The 21,057-nt window shown below is 72.1% G+C and carries 14 protein-coding genes and 1 pseudogene; 11 read left to right on the top strand and 4 right to left on the bottom strand.

The window, feature by feature from the left end; translation table 11 throughout:
- The first annotated feature begins 105 nt into the window (after positions 1-105).
- The 3 genes from gndA (at position 106) to B0I31_RS00655 (ending at position 4,705) form a co-directional block, all read left to right on the top strand.
- Positions 106-1,545, top strand: coding sequence for an NADP-dependent phosphogluconate dehydrogenase (gene gndA / locus B0I31_RS00665; RefSeq protein WP_106613947.1), 1,440 nt, complete (start codon positions 106-108; stop codon positions 1,543-1,545).
- A 24-nt stretch (positions 1,546-1,569) separates the two neighbouring features.
- Positions 1,570-2,187 (top strand): rhomboid-like protein, encoded by a 618-nt coding sequence (locus B0I31_RS00660; protein WP_106613336.1) that lies wholly within the window; start codon positions 1,570-1,572, stop codon positions 2,185-2,187.
- 319 nt (positions 2,188-2,506) lie between these two features.
- Positions 2,507-4,705 (top strand): SulP family inorganic anion transporter, encoded by a 2,199-nt coding sequence (locus tag B0I31_RS00655; RefSeq protein WP_106613335.1) that lies wholly within the window; start codon positions 2,507-2,509, stop codon positions 4,703-4,705.
- 235 nt (positions 4,706-4,940) lie between these two features.
- Here B0I31_RS00655 and B0I31_RS00650 read toward each other — a convergent pair whose 3' ends face one another.
- Positions 4,941-5,264: a hypothetical protein gene (locus B0I31_RS00650; protein WP_106613334.1), complete on the bottom strand. Its 324-nt coding sequence runs from the start codon at positions 5,262-5,264 to the stop codon at positions 4,941-4,943.
- Between the two features lie 168 nt (positions 5,265-5,432).
- Between B0I31_RS00650 and B0I31_RS00645 the strand changes: the two genes are divergently transcribed.
- From B0I31_RS00645 to B0I31_RS00615, 7 genes are all read left to right on the top strand, one after another.
- The gene (locus B0I31_RS00645; protein ID WP_106613333.1) at positions 5,433-6,281 is read left to right on the top strand and encodes a helix-turn-helix domain-containing protein; all 849 of its coding nucleotides are present in this window, start codon (positions 5,433-5,435) and stop codon (positions 6,279-6,281) included.
- 16 nt (positions 6,282-6,297) lie between these two features.
- A complete protein-coding gene (locus B0I31_RS00640; protein WP_106613332.1) occupies positions 6,298-6,489 on the top strand; it encodes a DUF397 domain-containing protein in 192 nt (63 codons plus the stop codon).
- Positions 6,490-6,638: 149 nt separating this feature from the next.
- Positions 6,639-7,286, top strand: a complete 648-nt coding sequence (locus B0I31_RS00635; RefSeq protein ID WP_106613331.1) for a DedA family protein — start codon at positions 6,639-6,641, stop codon at positions 7,284-7,286.
- A gap of 382 nt (positions 7,287-7,668) precedes the next feature.
- Positions 7,669-10,524 (top strand): AfsR/SARP family transcriptional regulator, encoded by a 2,856-nt coding sequence (locus tag B0I31_RS00630; RefSeq protein ID WP_106613330.1) that lies wholly within the window; start codon positions 7,669-7,671, stop codon positions 10,522-10,524.
- 103 nt (positions 10,525-10,627) lie between these two features.
- A complete protein-coding gene (locus B0I31_RS00625) occupies positions 10,628-12,961 on the top strand; it encodes a chitinase C-terminal domain-containing protein (protein WP_106613946.1) in 2,334 nt (777 codons plus the stop codon).
- A gap of 181 nt (positions 12,962-13,142) precedes the next feature.
- Positions 13,143-13,331 carry a hypothetical protein gene (locus B0I31_RS00620; RefSeq protein WP_106613329.1) on the top strand — a complete coding sequence of 63 codons (189 nt, stop codon included), beginning with the start codon at positions 13,143-13,145 and terminating at the stop codon, positions 13,329-13,331.
- 11 nt (positions 13,332-13,342) lie between these two features.
- A complete protein-coding gene (locus tag B0I31_RS00615) occupies positions 13,343-16,333 on the top strand; it encodes a helix-turn-helix transcriptional regulator (RefSeq protein WP_106613328.1) in 2,991 nt (996 codons plus the stop codon).
- Positions 16,334-16,472: 139 nt separating this feature from the next.
- On the opposite strand, the pseudogene B0I31_RS43020 reads toward B0I31_RS00615, so the two are convergent.
- From B0I31_RS43020 to B0I31_RS00600, 3 genes and pseudogenes are all read right to left on the bottom strand, one after another.
- Positions 16,473-16,725: pseudogene (locus B0I31_RS43020) on the bottom strand (transposase); the annotation flags it as partial.
- A gap of 168 nt (positions 16,726-16,893) precedes the next feature.
- Positions 16,894-18,051, bottom strand: a complete 1,158-nt coding sequence (locus tag B0I31_RS00605) for a DegT/DnrJ/EryC1/StrS family aminotransferase (protein WP_106613326.1) — start codon at positions 18,049-18,051, stop codon at positions 16,894-16,896.
- 168 nt (positions 18,052-18,219) lie between these two features.
- The gene (locus B0I31_RS00600; RefSeq protein ID WP_106613325.1) at positions 18,220-19,209 is read right to left on the bottom strand and encodes an LLM class oxidoreductase; all 990 of its coding nucleotides are present in this window, start codon (positions 19,207-19,209) and stop codon (positions 18,220-18,222) included.
- A gap of 1,092 nt (positions 19,210-20,301) precedes the next feature.
- On the opposite strand from B0I31_RS00600, the gene B0I31_RS00595 reads away from it, so the two are divergent.
- Complete coding sequence (locus B0I31_RS00595) at positions 20,302-21,054, top strand: ABC transporter ATP-binding protein (RefSeq protein WP_106613324.1); 753 nt, start codon at positions 20,302-20,304, stop codon at positions 21,052-21,054.
- Positions 21,055-21,057: the final 3 nt, after the last annotated feature.

Genomic DNA, 21,057 nt, shown 5'->3' with positions numbered 1-21,057 from the left:
TGCTGTTTCACGATGTTACAGGGGTGATCGACGCCGCAGCGCGCAACCGGGGTTCAGGGGTCCCGGACAGGTGCGCGCGGGCGCGGATTTGGGCACGCTGTGCAGATGACCACCTCCGAGGCACCCGCGCGGATCGCCGTCACCGGGCTCGCCGTCATGGGCAGCAACCTGGCGCGCAACCTCGCCCGGCACGGCTACCGCGTCGCCGTGCACAACCGCAGCCACGCCCGCACCAAGGCGCTCATCGCCGACCACGGCCACGAGGGCGACTTCGTGCCGGCCGAGACGCTGGAAGAGCTCGTCGCGAGCCTCCAGACGCCCCGCCAGATCATCATCATGGTCAAGGCGGGCGGGCCGACCGACGCCGTCATCGACGAACTGGTGCCCCTGCTGGAGCCCGGCGACATGGTGATCGACGGCGGCAACGCCCACTACGCCGACACCCGCCGCCGCGAGGCCGCGCTGAAGGACGCCGGGCTGCACTTCGTCGGCGCGGGCATCTCCGGCGGCGAGGAAGGCGCGCTCAACGGCCCGTCGATCATGCCGGGCGGGTCGAAGGAGTCCTACGGGCACCTCGGGCCGGTGCTGGAGGACATCGCGGCCAAGGTCGACGGCGTGCCGTGCTGCGTGCACGTCGGGCCGGACGGCGCCGGGCACTTCGTCAAGATGGTGCACAACGGCATCGAGTACGCCGACATGCAGCTCATCGCCGAGGCCTACGACCTGCTGCACCGGGTCGGCGGCCTGGCGCCCGCCGACGTGGCCGAGGTGTTCCGCGGCTGGAACACCGGTGACCTGGAGTCCTACCTGGTCGAGATCACCGCCGAGGTGCTCGGCCACGTCGACGTCGAGACCGGTGCCGCGCTGGTGGACGTGATCGCGGACGAGGCCGAGCAGAAGGGCACCGGCCGCTGGACCGTGCAGGAGGCGCTGGAGCTGGGCGTGCCGGTGACCGGCATCGCCGAGGCGGTGTTCGCGCGGTCGCTGTCCGGGCGGGCGGGCCAGCGGCAGGCGGTGCGGGAGGCGTTCGGGCCCGCCGAGGTCGAGGGCGGTGCGGACGACTCGCTGGTCGAGGACGTGCGGCAGGCGCTGTACGCGTCGAAGGTCGTGGCGTACGCGCAGGGCTTCGACCAGATGCGCGCGGCGAGCGCCGAGTACGGCTGGGACCTCGACCTGGGCGCGATGGCCACGATCTGGCGCGGCGGCTGCATCATCCGGGCCCGGTTCCTCGACCGCATCCGCGAGGCCTACGACAAGGCGCCGGAGCTGGCCTCGCTGCTCGTGGACGACTACTTCCGCGACGCGGTGAAGTCGGCCGAGGCCGCGTGGCGGCGGGTCGTGGTGAAGGCGGTGACGGCGGGCGTGCCCGCGCCCGGTTTCGTGTCCGCGCTGGCGTACTACGACGGGCTGCGGTCCGAGCGCCTGCCCGCGTCGCTGATCCAGGGGCTGCGCGACTTCTTCGGCGCGCACACCTACCGCCGCACCGACCGCGAGGGCAGCTTCCACACCCTCTGGTCGGGTGACAGGTCTCAAGTGGACGCCTGAGACCGCCGGCCCGATCATGGCCGGGTGCGTGAGCATTTCCGGCGCCGCCCCGTCACGGCCGGCTACCTGTCGGCCGTGGCGGGGCTCGCGCTGCTGATGCGGTTCGTGTTCGCGGACGGGATGTCGGCGCAGGTGCGGGAGTCGTTGAGCACGAACGCCGCCAACCTCGCCGACCACCCGGTCAACGCGCTGCTGGGCAGCGCGTTCGTGCTCGACACCGCCGGGGACGGCCTGGTGGCCACCGTTCTCGCCGTGGTGGCGGCGGCCGTGTGCCTCGGCGTGCTCGAACGCGAGGTCGGCCCGTGGCGGGCCGTCGCGGTGGTCCTCGCGGGCCACGTCGGCGCGGTGCTCGTCACCGCCGTCGTCATCTCTTCGGGTGTCTACCCGACCGATCTGACCGACGTGGTCGACGTCGGTGTCGGTTACGTGGCGTTCACCGCGGCGGGCGCCATCACCGTGTTGGGTCCGGTGGTGCTGCGCGTGCCGTGGCTGGCGCTGCTCGTCGCGTACCCGTTGCTGGGCGCCGAGTGGTTCGGCGCGGTGCCCGAGTTCGCCACCGTGGGCCACCTCGCGGCCGTCCTCTTCGGACTGTGCGGCGGCACGTTCGCGGTCAGCCGCGCCTACGCGGCAGTCGGCCGGTAGGTCCGTCACCAGGGGTGACGATCCCGTTCGTGATCAACACGACCGGGTGGAACCGCTGTCAGACCGCCCACTTCCTCAGTCATCATGGTGTGGACGCGACCTGTGCGACGCGGGCTGTGCCGACACGTTCTCCCTGTGCCGACACGGAGGTGCCACCGTGGCGAACCCTCACCACCGCGCCGGGGCCGAGTTCCGACTCGAAGCCTGCTGGCCGCGCCTGCTGCCGCCCTTAGCGCGGTCGTAGGCACCCCTCCCCGTTGTGCCGACACCCCGCGCGCCGCGTGGGGTGATGACCCCTTGCCGCTCGAAAGGACCCGACATGAACCGGCCGCGCCCCAACAAGTCCCACGCAGGCGAGCACACCACGGCGGGCCCTCCGGGCGGCCTCGCGACCGTGCTGCGGCACGACCTGCCCGCCTCCGCGGTGGTGTTCCTGATCGCCGTGCCGCTCTCGCTCGGCATCGCCGCCGCCACCGGCGCGCCGCTGATGGCGGGGCTGATCTCCGCCGTCGTCGGCGGCATCGTGGCGGGTGCCCTGTCCGGGGCGCCGTTGCAGGTCAGCGGCCCCGCGGCGGGCATGGTGGTGATCACCGCGGGCATCATCGCCGAGTACGGCTGGGCCGCCACGGCGGCCATCACCCTCGCCGCCGGCGGCGTCCAGATCTTGTTCGGCCTGAGCAAGCTCGGCCGCCTCGCGCTGTCCCTCTCGCCCGCCGTGGTGCACGGCATGCTCGCCGGCATCGGCGTGAGCATCGCGATCGGCCAGCTCACCGTCGTCCTCGGCGGCACGGCGGCCACCTCGGTGTTCGACAACCTCGCCAAGCTCTTCACCACCGACGTGCGGTGGACCGCCCTGCTGGTCGGCGCCCTCACCGTGCTGGTCCTCGTGCTGTGGCCCAAGGTGCCGCGCGCGTCGGTCGTGCCCGCGCCGCTGGTGGCCGTGCTGGCGGCGACCGTCGTCGGGTCCGGGATGGACGTGACGCGGGTCGACCTGCCCGACGACCCGCTCGGCCAGGTCGTGCTGCCGCAGATGCCGTCCGGGAGCTTCGCCGGGATCGTGTTCGCGGTGCTGACCGTGGCGGTGGTGGCCAGCGTCGAGTCGATGCTGTCGGCGGTGGCCGTGGACAAGCTGCACGACGGCCCGCGCGCCGACTTCGACCGCGAGCTGGTCGCCCAGGGCACCGCCAACGCGGTCGCGGGCGCGCTCGGCGGGCTGCCGGTGACCGGCGTGATCGTGCGCAGCTCCACCAACGTCGCCGCGGGCGCGCGCACCCGTGCGTCGACCGTGCTGCACGGCCTGTGGATCGCGGTGTTCGTGCTCGCGCTCGGCTGGGTGCTGGAGCTGATCCCGATGGCCGCGCTGGCCGGCGTGCTGGTGGTGATGGGCGCGCGGCTGGTGAGCGTGCGCCGGATGCGGGCGCTGTGGCGGCACGGCGAGTTCTCCGCGTACGCCGTCACCGTGCTGGGCGTGGTGGCGCTCGGCCTGGTGGAGGGCGTGCTGCTGGGCGTCACGGCGGCGGCGCTGCGGTCGCTGCACCGGCTGACCCGCTCGTCGGTGCGGATCGAGCAGGAGCCGGACGGCTGGCGGGTGGTGATCCGCGGCTCGCTGGTGTTCCTCGGCGTCGGGCGGCTGGTGCGCGGCCTGCGCACCATCCCGCTGGGGCAGCGCGTGGTGCTGGAGCTGCACATCGACTTCCTCGACCACGGCGCGTACGAGGCGATCGACGACTGGCGCGTCGGCTACGAGCGGCTGGGTGGCCACGTCGAGGTGGACGAGGTGCACGACACCTGGTTCAGCAAGGCCAGGAAGGGCATCCCGGCGCTGCGCAAGACACCGCTGTCGCCGCTGCCGAGGTGGTTCGCGCCGTGGTCGCACTGGCAGCGCCACCGGCACGTCACCGTGCCGCGTCCGCGCGCGGACGCCGACCCGATGATCCGCGGCATGCGCGAGTTCGAGCGCACCACCGCGCCGCTGGTCCGGCCGTTCCTGGCGGAGCTGGGCGCGCGCGGCCAGCGCCCTCGTCAACTGTTCATCACCTGTGCCGACTCCCGCGTGGTGCCGAACCTGATCACCACCAGCGGGCCGGGTGACCTGTTCTGCGTGCGCAACATCGGCAACCTCGTGCCGCTGGACGGCGACGACTCGGTCGGTGCGGCGATCGAGTACGCGGTGGAGGTGCTGGCGGTCGAGACGATCGCGGTGTGCGGCCACTCCGACTGCGGCGCGATGAAGGCGGTGGTGCACGGCTCGACCCGGCCGGGCACGCAACTGCACGGGTGGCTCAAGGCGGTCGAGCCGAGCCTCATCCGGTTCCACGCGGGCGAGTCCGACCTGCCCCCGGTGGAACGGCTGTCGGTGGCGAACGTCGCCCAGCAGCTGGACAACCTGATGGCGTACCCGAGCGTGCGGGAGGCCGTGGCCACGCGGTCGCTGCGCCTGGTGGGCATGTACTTCGACATCTCCGCGGCGCGCGTCTACCTGGTCGACCCGGAGCGCGACGGCCTGGTGCGGTGCTGACCGGCCGGTGAGGCCATCACGGGGTGGTCGGCCCGGTGGCCGGGCCGACCACCCCGTGCCGAGCCCGGACCGGCGAGGCGGCGGTCATCCGGCACGGAACCGGTCCCGGTCGGGGGTACGGGGTCGGTTCGGTGCCTCGGGCTCGGATCGGGTCGGGCGGCGCTGGTGGGGCTCGGTGGCGGGGGAGCGCGTCGCCCGACCGGAGCGGGGACGCGCCCCCGCTCGGCTGTGGTGGCTAACCGACGCTGCGCAAGTGCTTGCGGTGGTTGCCGGACGGCTCGTCGCCGCTGACGGTCAGCGCGAGCTGCGCGCCGAGGTACGCCCGGCACGGCGAGGGCAGGCGGCGGCGGAAGCGGCGGGTGCGGCAGGTCGGGCAGCGGCCGTGCTCGTCGGGCGTGTGCTCGTCCAGCAACGCCTTGATCGCGGTCACCACCCTCGGCAGCTCGCAGCGGGCCAGCTCGACCGCCGTGTCGTCGTCGCCGGTCGTCGCCAGGCGGACCAGCGTGGCCAGGTGTTCGCGGAGGGACCGGTCGAGCTGGCTGAAGACGGTGGTGGACACCTTCAGCGCTCCTTCCCTGGGGCGGTGTGCTCCACGCAGCCTGTTACCGCCTCCGGCTGTCTGCAAGTTGCAGTACACGATTGGATGACGTCACTTTGCTCCGTTCGCGGGCGCCCACAGACTGGGCTGCGGCCCGACGGGTCCGGTCCGCAGACGAAAGGTGTCCGCATGCCACGGGGCAGCAGCCCGACGCTGCGCAAGCGACGGTTGGTCAGCGAGCTGCGCAGGCTGCGCGAGGCGGCCGACCTGACCATCGAGGACGTCGCCGCGCGGCTGGAGTGCTCGGCGTCCAAGATCAGCCGCATCGAGACCGGCCGCGTAGGCGTCACGCCGCGCGACGTCCGCGACATGCTCTCCGCCTACGGCGCCGACCGGGCCACGCTGGACGAGCTGGTGCAGCTGGCGCGTGACGCGCGGCGGCGGGCGTGGTGGGACGAGTTCGGCGACATCGCGCCCGGCCGGTACGTCGGGTTCGAGGCCGACGCCGAGTGGGTGCGCACCTACCAGGGGTTGATGGTGCCGGGCCTGCTCCAGTGCGAGGCCTACACCAGGGCGTTGATCCGGGCCGTGCTGCCGGACGCCGCGCCGGCCGAGGTGGACCGCCGGGTGGAGCTGCGCAAGGCGCGCCAGGCGCTGCTGGTCGAGGACGACCCGCTGTGCCTGCACGTGGTCGTGGACGAGGCAGCCTTGCGGAGGCTGGTGGGCGGCCGGGAGGTGATGGCCGAGCAGTTGAGACGACTCCTCGAAGTCGGAAACCGGCCGAATATCACCCTTCAGGTGGCCACGTTCGAGGCGGGCGGTCACGCTGCGCTGGACGGTCCGTTCGTCATCCTGTCGTTCCCCGAGCAGTCGGATCCGGCCGTGGTATACATCGAAAGCCCGAAAGGCGACGTCTATTGGGAACACCCCTCGGACGTCGCCCGGTATTCCGACATGTTCGCTCGGCTCAGCGCCGAATCGCTCGATCCGGCCGCCTCGTCCGCGCTGATCGGGCGGGTGGCGCGCGAGCTCGCCTGAATCCGAGGTGAAGGCCATGCGACGCCAGTGGCGCAAGAGCACGCGGTCGTCCGCGGGTGGTCCGGAGTGCGTGGAAATCGCGCTCGACCGGGACGCGGCCGGCGTGCGGGATTCGAAGAACCGGACCGGCGGTGAGTTGGGCTTCGGTTTCACGCAGTGGTCCCGATTCGTGCGCACCGCGAAGAACGGCGTTCTCGACCGCCCTTAAGGCGCATCCCTGACTTTCGACCACCGGCCCGTACGACCGTGGTCTGGTGACCGGTCAGCCCTCGGTCCGATGCGCCCCCTGGCGTGGTTGCGGTGGACTCCCCCTAGCCTGCACACCGGTGCTTGTCGTGATCCACAGGGGGATGAACCATGGCCTTGCTGACCGACGCCCTGGAAGGGCTCGCCGGTCTGCCGCAGCCCGCGGTGCTCGCGGTGACGGGCGCGTTGACGTTGGCGGAGTGCACGCTGGGCGTGGGCTTCATCGCACCGGGCGAGAGCGCGCTGCTGCTGGCCGCCACGACGGTCACCAGCGTGCCCCGGTTCCTGGTGATGTGGCTGGTGGTGTCGGTGTGCGCGGTGGCGGGCGACAGCATCGGCTACTTCCTCGGCCGCCGGTACGGCGACCGGCTGCGGGACAGCAAGGTGGTGCGCAAGCTCGGCCAGGAGCACTGGGACAAGGCGGGCGCGCTGTTGCGCAGGCGTGGCGCGTGGGCGGTGTTCTTCGCCCGGTTCATGCCGGTGGTGCGGACCTTGGTCCCCGCGTCGGCGGGCGCGTCGAAGCTGGAGTACCGCCGGTTCCTGCCCGCGTCGATCGCGGGTGCGGTCAGCTGGTCGGCGCTGCACATCGGCATCGGCTCGGCGGCGGGCGCGTCCGCGAAGTACATCGAGTCGGTGTTCAACGGCGCGATGTGGGGCCTGATGGGCATCGCGGTGGTGGTCGGCGCCGTGGTGGTGCTGCGCCGGCGGCGCAAGGCGGCCAAGGCGGGCGAGCCGCGGGAGCTGGAAGAGGTCGCCTGACCCGCGCACCGTCCCCGGACGTAGTCGAAGGGGCCGCGGCCGGGGGTTCGGATCCCGGTCGCGGCCCCTTCCACTGGGGGGAGGGCAATGGAGGTGGGTCATCCCCTACCGGATGACCCTTCTCCGGTGGAGAAGGGGACGAGGGCGGGCCGGCGTTCCGCCGCCGCGGGCTGGATGCCCCTTGCACGCCGGCCTGCCCTCGTCGATCAGGGAGAGCAGCGGAGGTTCCGCTGTCTGGTCCAACCTCGCTCACCGGGGTTCGCCCTGTGTGGTTGATCGGACACGCTTAGCGTAAGAATGCGGCTACAGGACGACTGGAGCCGGACTGAAGTGATCTCCTAGGCTCAGTCGGGGGACTCGACGTTCGGCGAAGGATCGGTCGGTGGCAGACGGCGGCGGCGAGCGCTTGCGGTTCGAGGTGCTCGGCCTGCTCCGGGCGGTGCGCGGCGGCGGGGAGGTCGACCTCGGCGCCGCCAAGCAGCGTGCCGTGCTGGCGGTGCTGCTGCTGGCCCGCAACACGCCGGTCAGCCGTGACCAGATCATCGAGGCCGTGTGGGGCGACAACACGCCCACCAGCGCGGTCAACCTGGTGCAGACCTACGTGGCCGGGCTGCGCCGCGCGCTCGAACCCAGCCGCGCCCGCCGTGCCCCGGCCGAGCTGCTGACCTCGGTAGGCGACGGCTACCTGCTCCGGGTGGACCCGCAGCAGGTCGACCTGGACGAGTTCGAGCGCGGCGTCGCGGAATCGGCCCGGCTGCGCGCGTCCGGTGACCTGATCGCCGCGGCCACCGCGCTGGACGAGGCGCTCGGCCTGTGGCGCGGCGAACCGCTCGGCGGTGTCGCGGGCCTGTTCGCCGAGGTCGAACGCGGTCGGCTGGCCGAACGCAGGCTCGCCGTGCTGGAGGAGCGGGCCGAACTCCTGCTGCTGATCGGCCGGGGCGCGGAGCTGGTGCCGTCGCTGACCACGCTGGTCGGCGAGCACCCGTTGCGGGAACGCGGGCACGGCCTGCTGATGCGCGCGCTGTGCCAGGCGGGGCGGCAGGCCGAGGCGCTGGCCGTCTACCGCGAGGCACGCCGGGTGCTGGTGGAGGAGCTGGGCGTCGAGCCGGGACCGGAGCTGCGCAAGCTCCAGCAGGCCGTGCTGGCGGGGGAGAACCCCGAGCCGGACCGCCCGACCAGGCCGATGGCGCTGCGCCCGGCCGACGGCGCCGCACCCGCCATCACGCCCGCGCAGCTGCCGCGCGCCTCGGCGTCCCTGATCGGCCGCGACGACGAGCTCAAGCGCCTGGACGGCCTGCTGGCGTCCTACCCGGAGGGTGGGCTGGTCCTCGTCGTCACGGGACCGGCCGGGGTGGGCAAGACCGCGCTCGCCCTGCACTGGGCGCAACGCGTGCGCGAGGACTTCCCGGACGGGCAGCTGTACGTGGACCTGCACGGCTACGACCCCAACCAGGAGCCGTTGGGCGCCGGCGAGGTGCTGAGCCGGTTCCTGCGCACGCTGGGCGTGCCGTCGCCGGACATCCCGGTGACGGTCGAGGAGCGGTCGGCGCTGTTCCGCACGCTCATCGCGGACCGGCGGATGGTGGTGATGCTGGACAACGCCCGCGGCTCGACCGAGCTGCTGCCGCTGCTGCCCGGACCGCCGTCGTGCGTGCTGGTGACGTCCCGTCGGCGGTTGGTCGGGCTGGTCGCGCACGCCGAGGCGCGGCTGGTCGAGCTCGACATGCTGGACCCGGACGCGTCGGTGGCCGTGGTGAGCCGGGTCGCCGGCCGGGACGCCACGGAGGCCGCCGCGCTGCGCAGGCTGGCCGTGCTGTGCGACGGGCTGCCGCTGGCGCTGCGGATCGCCGCGGCCCGGCTGGCCGTCGCGCCGTCGTTGCGGGTGGCCGAACTCGTCGCCGAACTGGACGACGAGCACGGCCGGCTGGCCGCCCTGGGCCTGGAGGACGAGGACTCGACCGTGCGGGCGGCGCTGGACGCGTCACGCCGGGCGCTGCCGCCGCTGCCCGCCCGGCTGCTGGCGCTGCTCGGCCTGCACCCCGGCCCGGACGTGACCGCGTTCGTGGTGGGCGCCATGGCGCAGGTGCGGGTCGGTGACGCGCAGCGCGCGCTGGACGCGTTGACGGCGGCGAACCTGCTGTCGGTCAACGAGCCCGGCCGGTACGGGGCGCACGACCTGGTGCGCGTCTACACGCGGACGTTGGCCGCCGAGCTGTCGGCGGCCGAGCGGCACGAGGCGACCAGCCGGATGCTCGACTACTACCTGCACTGCGCGGACCTCGCCGACGACAGGCTGCCGGTGACGCGGAGCAGCACCGTGCGGGTCGCGCCCGAGCACGTGCCGGTGGAGGTGCCGAAGCTGAACGGTTCGGTGGAGGCGAACGCGTGGTTCGACGCCGAGCAGGGCAACATCATCGCCGCGGCGGAGTTGGCGGCCGCGGCGGGTTCGGATCCGGCGTGGTTGGTGCACGCCTGGCAGTTGCCGTACACGTTGTCGCGGTACCTGTGGTTGCGGGCGGACCGGACGACGTGGCTGCGCACGACGGAGGCCGCGTTGGAAGCGGCCATGACGCTGGGTGATCCCGAGGCGAAGTTCGTGATGTTGTTCAACCTGGGTATCGCGTTGGCGCAGTTCCAGCGGATGGACGAGTCCCTGGCGCGGCACCGTGAGGCGTTGGAGGTGGCGCGGGCGTCGGGTGATGTGAACGCGCAGGCCAGGGCGTTGACCACGGTCGCGGACATGCTGCAGTTCCTGGGCCGGGTCGACGAGTCGGAGGCCTCGTACCGGGAGGCGCTGGAGGTCAGCCGGGCGGCCGGGTCGCGGTGGGCCGAGGCGAACGCCCACCACAACCTCGGGCTGCTGTACCTGAAGACGCGCCGCTACGCCGAGGCCGAGTCGTGGCTGCGGGCGGCGGTGACGATGTACCACGAGGTCGGCGAGCAGTGCGGTGAGTCGACCTGCCACACGGACCTGGCGACGGTGCTGCTGGAGTCGGGCGAGGGCGCGCAGGCCGTCACGTCGGCCCGCACGGCGCTGTCGGTCGCGTCGGCCGCGGGGAGCACGTACCACCAGGCGCAGGCGCACGACCGGCTGGCCACCGTGTTCGACCGGCAGGGGCTGCCGGGTGCGGTGGCGCACTGGCAGCGGGCGCTGGCGCTGTTCACCGAGCTGGGCGCCGCGGACGCCGACCGGGTGCGGGCGCACCTGGCCCGCACCCGCGCCACGACCTCGGTCTGAGCACCCGTAGGTGGTCTGGACCTATTGACAGAGAGGTCTAGACCTATTTACGGTTCGGTTGCTGCGTCGTGGCCGCCGCCTCGTGCAGGAGGTGTGCTGGGCCGTGTCCAGGAGAACCAGGTTGTCGCCGCTCGTGGCGTTGCTCGCCGCGGTGGCCGGACTCGTCGTCGCCGTCGTGTCCCCGTCGTCACCCAGTGCCGCCGCCGCGGGGGAGGAGTGCCGTCCGGACGGCCTCTACCAGACCCCCGGTGTCGCGGTGCCGTACTGCTCCGTCTACGACGCCGAAGGCCGGGAGTCGATGGGGGCCGGCCACTCCCGCCGGGTCATCGGCTACTTCACCAGCTGGCGCACGGGCCGCAACGGCGCGCCCGCCTACCTGGCGTCCGACATCCCGTGGACCAAGGTCACCCACCTCAACTACGCGTTCGCGCACATCGACGCGCAGAACCGCGTGTCGGTCGGCCCGGACGGTCCGGACAACGCCTCCACCGGCATGACGTGGCCCGGCGTCGAACTCGACCCGTCGCTGCCGTACAAGGGGCACTTCAACCTGCTCAACAAGTACAAGAAGCAGCACCCGAACGTGAAGACGCTGATCTCGGTCGGCGGCTGGGCGGAGACCGGCGGCTTCTTCAACCCGGACGGCACGCGCAACGCCTCCGGCGGGTTCTACAAGCTCGGCGCGCAGCCGCAGTCCACTGTGGACGCGTTCGCCGACTCCGCGGTGGACTTCATCCGCAAGTACGGCTTCAACGGCGTGGACATCGACTACGAGTACGCCACGTCGAACAACCACGCGGGCAACCCGGACGACTTCTGGATCGCCAACGCCAACCGCGGCACGCTGTGGGCGGGCTACGAGAAGATCATGAAGACGTTGCGGGAGAAGCTGGACCGCGCCTCGGCGCAGGACGGCAAGCACTACCTGCTCACCGCCGCCGTGCCCGCCTCGGGCTGGCTGCTGCGCGGGCAGGAGGCCTACCAGGTCACCCGCTACCTCGACTACCTCAACGTGATGAGCTACGACCTGCACGGCTCGTGGAACCACTTCGTCGGCCCGAACGCCGCGCTCTACGACGACGGCAAGGACGGCGAGCTGGCCGCCGGCGGCGTCTACACCGCACCGCAGTACGAGGGCATGGGCTACCTGAACACCGACTGGGCCTACCACTACTACCGCGGCGCGATGCAGGCCGGCCGGATCAACATCGGCGTCCCGTTCTACAGCCGCGGCTGGCAGGGCGTCACCGGTGGCACGAACGGGTTGTGGGGCCGGGCCGCGCTGCCCGACCAGACGAAGTGCCCGCCCGGCACGGGTTCCAGCGTCGGTTCGACCACCCCGTGCGGCAACGGCGCGGTCGGCATCGACAACCTGTGGCACGACTCCACCGCGGGCGGCGCCGAGGTGCCTTCGGGCGTGAACCCCATGTGGCACGCCAAGAACCTGGAGAACGAGATCACGCCGGACTACCTGGCCCGGCACGGCCTCGACCCGGCCAACGACCCCACCGACCGGGTTTCCGGCTCCTACCAGAGGTTCTACGACAGCACGCTCACCTCGCCGTGGCTGTGGAACGCGGACAAGAAGGTGTTCCTGTCCACTGAGGACGAGCAGTCCATCGCGGCCAAGGCGAAGTACGTGGCGGACAAGGGCATCGGCGGCATCATGATCTGGGAGCTGGCGGGCGACTACCGCTTCGACAGCGCCAAGGGCCAGTACACCGTCGGCGACACGCTCCTCACCAAGATCAACGACGGGCTGCGCGGCGCGGCGCCGTACGGTGCGCGCAAGGCCTCCGGCACCACGCCGGGCCAGGTGCTGAACGTGAGCGCCACCGTCTCCGGGTTCGCGCTCGGCGACAGCAACTACCCGATCACGCCGAAGCTGAAGCTGACCAACAACTCGACCACCACCCTGCCGGGCGGCACGAAGATCGAGTTCGACTACGGCACCAGCGCACCGGGCAGCATGGCCGACCAGTCCGGTTTCGGCCTGCGGGTGACCGCCAAGGGCCACTCCGGCAGCAACGTCGGCGGCCTCAAGGGCGACTTCCAGCACGTCGAGCTGACGTTGCCCACGTGGCAGTCGCTGGCACCCGGCGCGTCGGTGGACGTCGCGCTGAGCTACCAGCTGCCGATCGCGTCGCCGTCCAACTTCAAGCTCACGTTCGGCGGCAAGTCCTACGCCATCGCCTCCGACCACCCGCGCGGTGGCGGCGACACGGGCACGACCACCAGCACCACCACGACCACCACCACGACCACGACCGACCAGCCGAGCTGCACCGTGCCCGCGTGGGACCGCGCCAAGGTCTACAACGGCGGCAACGAGGTCTCCCACCGGGGCAAGCGCTGGCAGGCCAAGTGGTGGACGCAGGGCGAGGAGCCGGGCACGACCGGCGAGTGGGGCGTCTGGCGCGACCTGGGTGCCTGCTGAGGGACACCTGACGTGCCCTGACGTGCACCTGAGGCATCCCTTACCCGCCGTCTGCCACCCCTTACGGCGGCGGGTAAGGGGACCAACGCGGTAACCCGCGTGAACGTCCGATGCCCGCACCCCCGCCTCAGGACGACTCTTCGTGTCACCAGAGAGAAGCGAACGACACGAGGAGCAAGTCATGGAGTGGACGCCCGAGTCCCTGAAGGCGGAGATCGACTACCGGCAGGCCGCGCTGCGCGCGGACGCGGCGCACTACCGCGTGAGCCGGCGGACGAACCCGGTGAAGCGGTCCTGGTGGCGGCGGCTCGGCCACGGCACCGGCCAGGAGGGGTCCGATCCCCGAAATGGCCACCGCGACGCCGCCTGAGGTGTGACAGCATGCCTGGTGTGGCACGCCTCGGTTCCGGAATCCCCTTGGTGGCGCGTAGCCGGGAGATGACCAGGCTGCGCGCCGCCCTCGACGACGCCGCGCGCGGCGAGGCGGGCGCGATCCTGCTCGCCGGCGACGCGGGCGTCGGCAAGACCCGCCTGGTGGACGAGCTGTCCGCCACGGCCGGTGACGCGCTCGTGCTCACCGGCCGCTGCCTGGACGTCGGCGAGACCGGCCTGCCGTACCTGCCCTTCACCGAGGCGTTGGGCCAGGTGCGGCAGGCCGGACTGCTCGACGTCGCGGCCCGGCCCGCGCTGGGCCTGCTGCTGCCGGAACTGGCGCTGCCCGCGGGCCACGACGGCAGCACGTCGGTCTCCGGCCTGCCGTCGCACCTGGTCGGCCGCCGTCCCGAGCAGGACGTCGGCCAGCTCCAGCTGTTCGACGCGGTGCACGGCCTGCTCGGCGAACTGGCCGGGGAACGGCCCGTGCTGCTGGTGCTCGAAGACCTGCACTGGGCCGACGCCTCCACCCGCTACCTGCTGTCGTTCCTGCTCTCGCGGCTGCGCGCGCAGCGGCTGCTGGTGGTGGGCACCTACCGGTCCGACGACCTGCACCGCAGCCACCCGCTGCGGCCCCTGCTCAACGAGCTGGTGCGGCTGCCCGCCGTGCGGCGGCTCGACCTGACCCCGTTGAGCGCGATCGACGCCCGCTCGTTCGTCGCCGCGCTGTCCGACGACCTGTCCGACGAGCTGGTCCTGGAGGTCGCCGAGCGCTCGGACGGCAACCCGTTCTTCGCCGAGGAGCTGATCGCGGTCGCCTGCTGCGGTGACCGCGAGGTGCCGTGGACGCTCGCCGAGGTGCTGCTGGCCCGCATCGAACGGCTCTCCCCGGACGCGCAGCGCGTGGTGCGGGTGGCGTCGGTCGGCGGCCGGTCGGTGCGCCACGACCTGCTGCGCGACGTGGCGGGCATGGACGACTTCGCGCTGGACGAAGCGCTGCGCGAGGCCGTGCAGCACCACGTGCTGCTGGTCGACCGCGCCGAGGTGTACACGTTCCGGCACGCGTTGCTGCGCGAGACCGTCTACCACGACCTGCTGCCCGGTGAACGCGTGCGGCTGCACTCCGCGTACGCCGGCCGGCTGGCCTCGTCCGGCGACCGGGGCGCCGCCGCCGCGCTGGCCCACCACAGCCTGGAGTCCCACGACCTGCCCCGCGCGCTGCGGGCGTCGGTCGACGCGGGGCAGGAGGCGCAGGCCGCCGGCGCGCCCGCCGAGTCGCTGAGGCACCTGGAGCAGGCGCTGAAGCTGTGGCACGCGGTACCCGCCGAGCAGCGGCCGCCGGGCCTGACCGAGCTGCACCTGCTGCGCAGCGCGTCGTGGGCGGCGGGCACGGCGGGCCAGCCCGAGCGGGCCATCGCGTTCGCCCGGACCGGCACGACCGTCGTGGACGAGTCCGACCCCGAGGAAGCGGCCGTGATGTGGCGGCGCTTCGCGCAGGCGTTGCAGGTGGTCGACGGCACCGACGACGAGAAGTACCACGCGGTGGAGGAGGCGTGGCGGCTGGTCCGGGACCGGCCCGCGAGCCCGGCCCGCGCCTGGGTGCTGGCGGTGTGGGCGGCGGCGCTGCGGCACGACCGCAAGTACGTCGAGGCGCGTGAGCGCGCCGAGCTGGCGGTGGCGGACGGCCGCGCGGCGGGCGCGGAGTCGGCCGTGGCGGACGCGTTGACCACGTTGGGCCTGCTGGACGAGCCGGACGGCCAGGTGTCCCGGGCGCGCGAGCACCTGACGGCGGCGGTGGCGTGCGCGATGGATGCCGACGCGGTCAGCACCGAGCTGCGGGCCCGGTACTTCCTCGGCCTGCACCACTACGACCTCGGCGAGCTGGACGAGGCCGGGCGGGTGTTCGACGAGGGTGTGGCGCGGGCCAAGGCCACCGGGCTGACGTGGAGCTCGTTCGGCCTGGAACTGCGCATCATCCAGGTCCTGACCAGGTACTACCGCGGTGAGTGGGACGGCGCGGCGACCGCGGCCGAACCGCCCGGCCTGCGGGTGTCCAGCACGGTGTCGGCGCGGCTGGCCGCGGCGGGCACGCACGTGGCGGTCAGCCGGGGCGAGTTCGACCAGGCCGAGCGGATGATCCGGGAGCTGCGCGCGGACTGGCACCGCGACCTGCAGATCGCGTTGATCACCGGCGGCACGGGCGCGGAGCTGGCGCTGTGGCGCGGGCAGCCGGAGCTGGCCGTGGATCGGGTCGCGGACGCGATCAGCTGGTCGCGCAAGGAGGGTGAGTGGATGCTGGCGGGCATCCGGCTGGCCGCCCTCGGCGTGGCGGGGCACGTGGAGATCGCGGCACGGGCGCGGCGGCGCAAGGACCGGGCGGCCGAGGAGAACGCCGTGCGGGCGGGCCGCGAGCTGGCGGAGTACGCGCGCACCACGGCCGAGCTGGGCATGCCGCGCTCGGGCGTGCTGGGGCCGGAGGGTCGGGCGTGGCTGCTGCGCGCGTCGGCCGAGGAGTCCCGGCTGACCGGACCGGGTGACCCGGAGCTGTGGCGGCGGGTGGTCGACGCGTTCGGGTTCGGCTCGGTGTTCGAGCAGGCCGTGTGCCGGTGGCGGCTGGCCGAGGCGCTGCTGGGCGCGGACCGGCGCGAGGAGGCCGCGGCGGAGCTGCGGCTGGCCAGCGCGGTGGCCGACGAGCTGGGCGCGGCGCCGTTGCGGGAGGCCCTCGACCTGGTCGCCCGGCGGGCCAGGGTGGCGTTGCGCGACGTGGGGCCGCGGGACCGGGTCGACCCGTTCACGCCGCGGGAGCGGTCGGTGCTGGAGCTGGTCGCGCTGGGCCGGACGAACCGGCAGGTCGGCGAGGAGCTGTACATCTCGGAGAAGACGGTCAGCGTGCACCTGAGCCGGATCATGTCGAAGCTCGGCGCGAGCAGGCGGGGCGAGGCGGTGGCCAACGCGTTCGACCGCGGCCTGCTCGACCTGCCCGGTCAGCCCGCCGAGTAGAGCCGGTCGGTCGACTCGTTGTGGTCCAGCAGGCAGTCCGAGGCGCTGGTCGCGTTGCGGGTGCACAGCGTTTCGTAGACGATCCGCCACCACTCGACCAGACCGGGGTCGTCGAGCTGGTTGACGCGTTCGTCCACCTGCTCCCACAAACCGATCCGCGTCCATTCCCGGAATCGTCGGTGCACGGTCGACACCTTGACGCCGAACAACGGCGGCAGTTGTCGCCACGAACACTCGCTGGTGACCACGAATACGATTGCCGCGAGAATCTGCCGGTCGTCGACGCAACCGCGGCCACCGCCCTGGGTGCGCACACCCGCGGGTGGGGCCAGCGGTTTGACGATGTGCCACAGCGCGTCGGGGGCCAGCCGTCGGGACAGTTGGTCGACCACGGATTCACCCTCTGCTGTTCGGGTGTGGTGCCCAGGGGCGTCTGAGACGCCGGAATACGACCAGCCTACCAGCGGCCCGTGGCCCCGGTGCGTGGTTCCGAAGCGGGAGTTCGGCGGGGCGGGACGTCGCGCGGAACCGCGTCCGGTGACGTCCCACCCCACAACGGTTCAGCCGTGGTCGGCGAAGAACGACGTGACCCCGGCGATGACTGCCTGCTGCTCCGCATAGGACAGTTCCGGGTACATCGGCAGGCACAGCAGCTTCGCGTTGTTCGCCCGCGCGACGGGTGTCGGCTCGACCCGGTGCGGGAGGTGGGCGAACGCGGGCTGCTCGGAGAGCAGGTACGGGTAGATTCGTTCAGTGGAGATTCCGCGATTCTTCAGGTGCGATTCCAGCGCGTCCGCGTGCTCGGTGTGCACGGTGTACTTGTAGAACACGTGCTCGCGGTCGGGCAGCACGGTCGGGGTGGCCAGCGGCAGGCCCGCGAAAGCCTTGTCGTAGGTGGTCGCGATGAGCCGCCGCTGCTCGTTCCACTCGGGCAGCATGGTGATCTGGTGCGACAGGATGGCGGCGTTGAGCTCGCTGAGGCGGGCCCGGCTGCCCCAGCTGTGGTGCAGGTAGCGGATGGTGCGGTCGCGGCCGAGGTTGTGCATGCGCTGCATGGCCTGCAGGTTCTGCTCGTCCTTGACGATGACGAACCCGCCGTCGTCCAGCCCGCCGACGTTCTTGCCGACCCACATCGAGAAGCAGCCGAAGTCGCCGAACGAGCCGGCCGGCTTGCCCTTGTAGGTGGCGTCGTGCGCCTGCGCGCAGTCCTCGATGACGACCAGGCCGTGCTCCTCGGCGATGGCCATGATCTCGTCCATCTCGGCGACCTGGCCGTACAGGTGCACCGGGATGATCGCCTTGGTCTTCGGCGTGATGGCCTTGCGGATCGCGTCGGGCGAGATGAGCCAGGTGTCCGGCTCGACGTCGACGAACACCGGCGTGGCGTGCGCGGCGTTGACCGCGAACGCGGTCGACACGAACGTCATGTCCGGGACGATCACCTCGTCACCGGGCCCGATCCCGGCGATGCGCAGGGAGAAGTGCAGTGATTCGGTGCCGGACGAGGTGGCCACCGCGTGGCCGCCCCAGCGCTCGCCGAGCTGCTGCTCCAGCCGCCGCGTGTACTCGCCCAGCAGCGACGTGCCGCTGTCGATGACCTGGTCCAGGTAGCGGTGGATCAGGTGCCGCATGTTCGCGATGCGTCGGTGCTGGCCGTCCGGCGGGACGGGTAAGTGCGTTTCGTCGGTGCTGGTGGAGGCGATCAGGGTGCCGGTCACGGTGGTTCCTTTCGAGATTTGTACCGAGTGGTGTCTCGTCCTCTTTCGGCGCTTGCCGGCGCCGGGTGTGGATCGGGGTGGCTCCGCGGTCCGATCGTCCGGGCGCGGCCGCCACCGTGCCGGCCGCCGGTCCTCGGCGGCCGTGCTGGTGTTCCGGGTGTCCAGGGGTCAGTCGAGCGCCGGGACCGCCGCGGGCGCGTGCGGTGGGAAGTGCGTCCGGACGTGCTCGCCGAGCTCGGCCAGCACGTCGGCCACCGGGCGCCTGCTGAACTTGAAGTTGAGGCCGACGTGGTTCACGCCCGCCTGGCGCAGCACCTCCAGGTAGTTCACCAGCCAGTCGGCGCCGCAGCGGAAACCGAGGTGGATCGGGCGGGGCGGGAGGCTCGAGTCCTCCGCCAGGTCGAGGTAGAGGGACTGGGCGAACGGCTTGAACCCGGCGCCGGCGCTCGCCACGGCCGCGTGCCAGCCCGTGACGACCCGGAGGTGGGTGTCGACGTCGAGCCGCGGGTAGGCCAGCCAGCCGTCGGAGTTCTCCGCGATCCACGACATCGTCTGCCTGCTGCTGCCGGTGACCAGGAGAGGGATCGTCCCGAGCGCCGGCTTGGGCAGCACGTCGACGCCCGCCCAGCGGCCGAACGCGCCGCGCGACTCGGCGTACGAGCTGCCCCACAGCTTGCGCAGCGTGGCGAACGACTCGCGGAACAGCTCGCCGCGCTCCTCGATCGGGCGGCCGAACGCGGGGAACTCCACCGGCCGGTCACCGGTGGCGACGCCGAGCACCAGCCGGTTGCCGCTGATCAGGTCGATCGAGGCGGCCGACTTGGCCAGGTGGATCGGGTGCCGCAGCGGCAGGATCACGGAGCCGGTGGCCAGGCTGATCGCGGAGGTGTGCGCACCGATGTGGGTCAGCCACACCCACGGGTCGTACAGCTGGCCGCCGTCACCGAAGCCGGGGTCGAGCAGCGGCACGTCCCGCACCCACAGCGCGGCCAGGCCCGCTCGCTCGGCGGCCTGGGCCAGCTCGACCTGGTCGTCGTTCGTGGGTACCGGACCGGCGTAGGACTCCAGCGGGAAGAACGCGCCCACGGTCAGTCGGCCCGGGGCGAACATTCGCGCGAACCCGTCGTGCCCGGCGACCGGTGATTGCGCTGTCGACATCACGTGCTCCTCGTTCTTTGATGAAATTCTGCGCATCGTGCCCGGTGCGCCCGCGGGTGCACCCCGTGGTCGGGCGGACAATGTGCGTCACGGACTGGCTGTGTGGCACGGGCACCGGCGGCGGAGAAAGCCGTGGTGGCGGACCTCCGCGTGGAGGCATGTCCGATTCCCCGGTTCGTGCGCGCACCCCAGGACGTCCCCAGTGGGCCAAGTTACTTGGCGTCAATTCTCCCCAGTCGCCGGGTCGCATCGGAAGTAGTCGCTTTCGATTCGACTCGGCTGGAAATTGACTGTAGTGAAGCTATCGTGCCAATTCAACGCGACCGATCGGGTGGCGTCGCAGCGTAGTTGGCCCATTCTCCAGGTGTCTCGTTTGGTCCTGTCGGCGGTGACCGGGAGCGGTTCGGCGGGTCCGCCTCCGCGCTCGGTCCGCGAACGTGCCAGGTCGGCTGAGCCACTCGCCGCGCCCGTCGCCCAGGGCGCTGCCGGGAGCATTACGCAGGGCGAGCGCGACCCCGGTTCGGAGGTCACGGCCGGTGGCACTCGCGATCGCGCTCCGGACGGGGTCGGTCACGCGTCCACCCAGGCGGGAATCGGCCGTGCAACCCGTTTCGGTGGCCGATCGGTGCAACGCGTGTGCGTCCGTGCGGGCCATGGTGGGCAAAGCGGATCCGATGTCACGTGACCGAGTGAATTATGGCTGGTAGGGCGGGCGCCGCGAAAATACACGGCTCGCTGCCATGTGGGACAACAGAGAGTAACCGAGTAGCTCTAGATGCACCTCCGATTGGGTGTTGTTCGGCTCACTCATCACCTGATTTGAGAGCGGAACGTAAGAGCTACCGACCGGTCGGTGGCTCCGTTTCGGGGCGTCACCTCAAGGCTCACGCCACGTCACACGTCGTTAACCGCGGGTCCAGCCGTTACCGCGGCGGCCCGGGCAGGGCCACTACCAGCGGCGGGACGTCAGACCGGAGGACTACGGATGGTCATCCCGGCGGTTGACCCGGGGTTCCGCCGCCGAGGTGACGACCGGGTACCCGGCCGGCCCATAGCTTTTCGACGTCACCCAGACCGAGGAATTGAGGGAGCATGTCCGCACTGGTGTCCGACGTCGGGACCCGCACCGCTGTAGCCGCCGCGAACCTGGTGAAGGTGTACGGCAAGGGCGACACCGCCGTGCGGGCGCTGGACGGTGTCAGCGTCGCGTTCGCGGCGGGGAAGTTCACCGCCATCATGGGCCCGTCCGGGTCCGGCAAGTCCACGCTGATGCACTGCCTGGCCGGGCTGGACAACGTCGACGGCGGCAGCGTGCACGTCGGTGGCACCGAGATCACCTCGCTGGGTGACAAGGAGCTGACCAAGCTGCGGCGCGACCGGGTCGGGTTCGTCTTCCAGGCGTTCAACCTGCTGCCCACGCTCACCGCCGAGGCCAACATCCTGCTGGGTCTGGAGCTGGCCGGCCGCAAGCCCGACCGCGAGTGGTTCGACACCATCGTGGACGTGCTCGGCCTGCGCGACCGGCTCAAGCACAAGCCGACCGAGCTGTCCGGCGGCCAGCAGCAGCGCGTGGCCTGCGCCCGCGCCCTGGTCGCCCGGCCCGACGTGGTTTTTGCCGACGAGCCGACCGGCAACCTCGACTCGCGCTCCGGCGCCGAGGTGCTGGACTTCCTGCGCATGTCCGTGCGCAAGCTCGGCCAGACCGTGATCATGGTGACGCACGACCCCGTCGCCGCCTCGTACGCCGACCGCGTGGTGCTGCTGGCCGACGGCCACCTCGCCGGCGAGATCGACAACCCCACCGCCGACTCCGTGCTGGCCGCCCTGAAGCACCTGGGGGCGTGACCT

The organism is Saccharothrix carnea (genome assembly GCF_003014735.1).
Lineage (GTDB): Bacteria > Actinomycetota > Actinomycetes > Mycobacteriales > Pseudonocardiaceae > Actinosynnema > Actinosynnema carneum.
The sequence above is the reverse complement of the archived record's forward strand: the minus strand, read 5'-3'. Positions and strand labels throughout refer to the sequence as shown.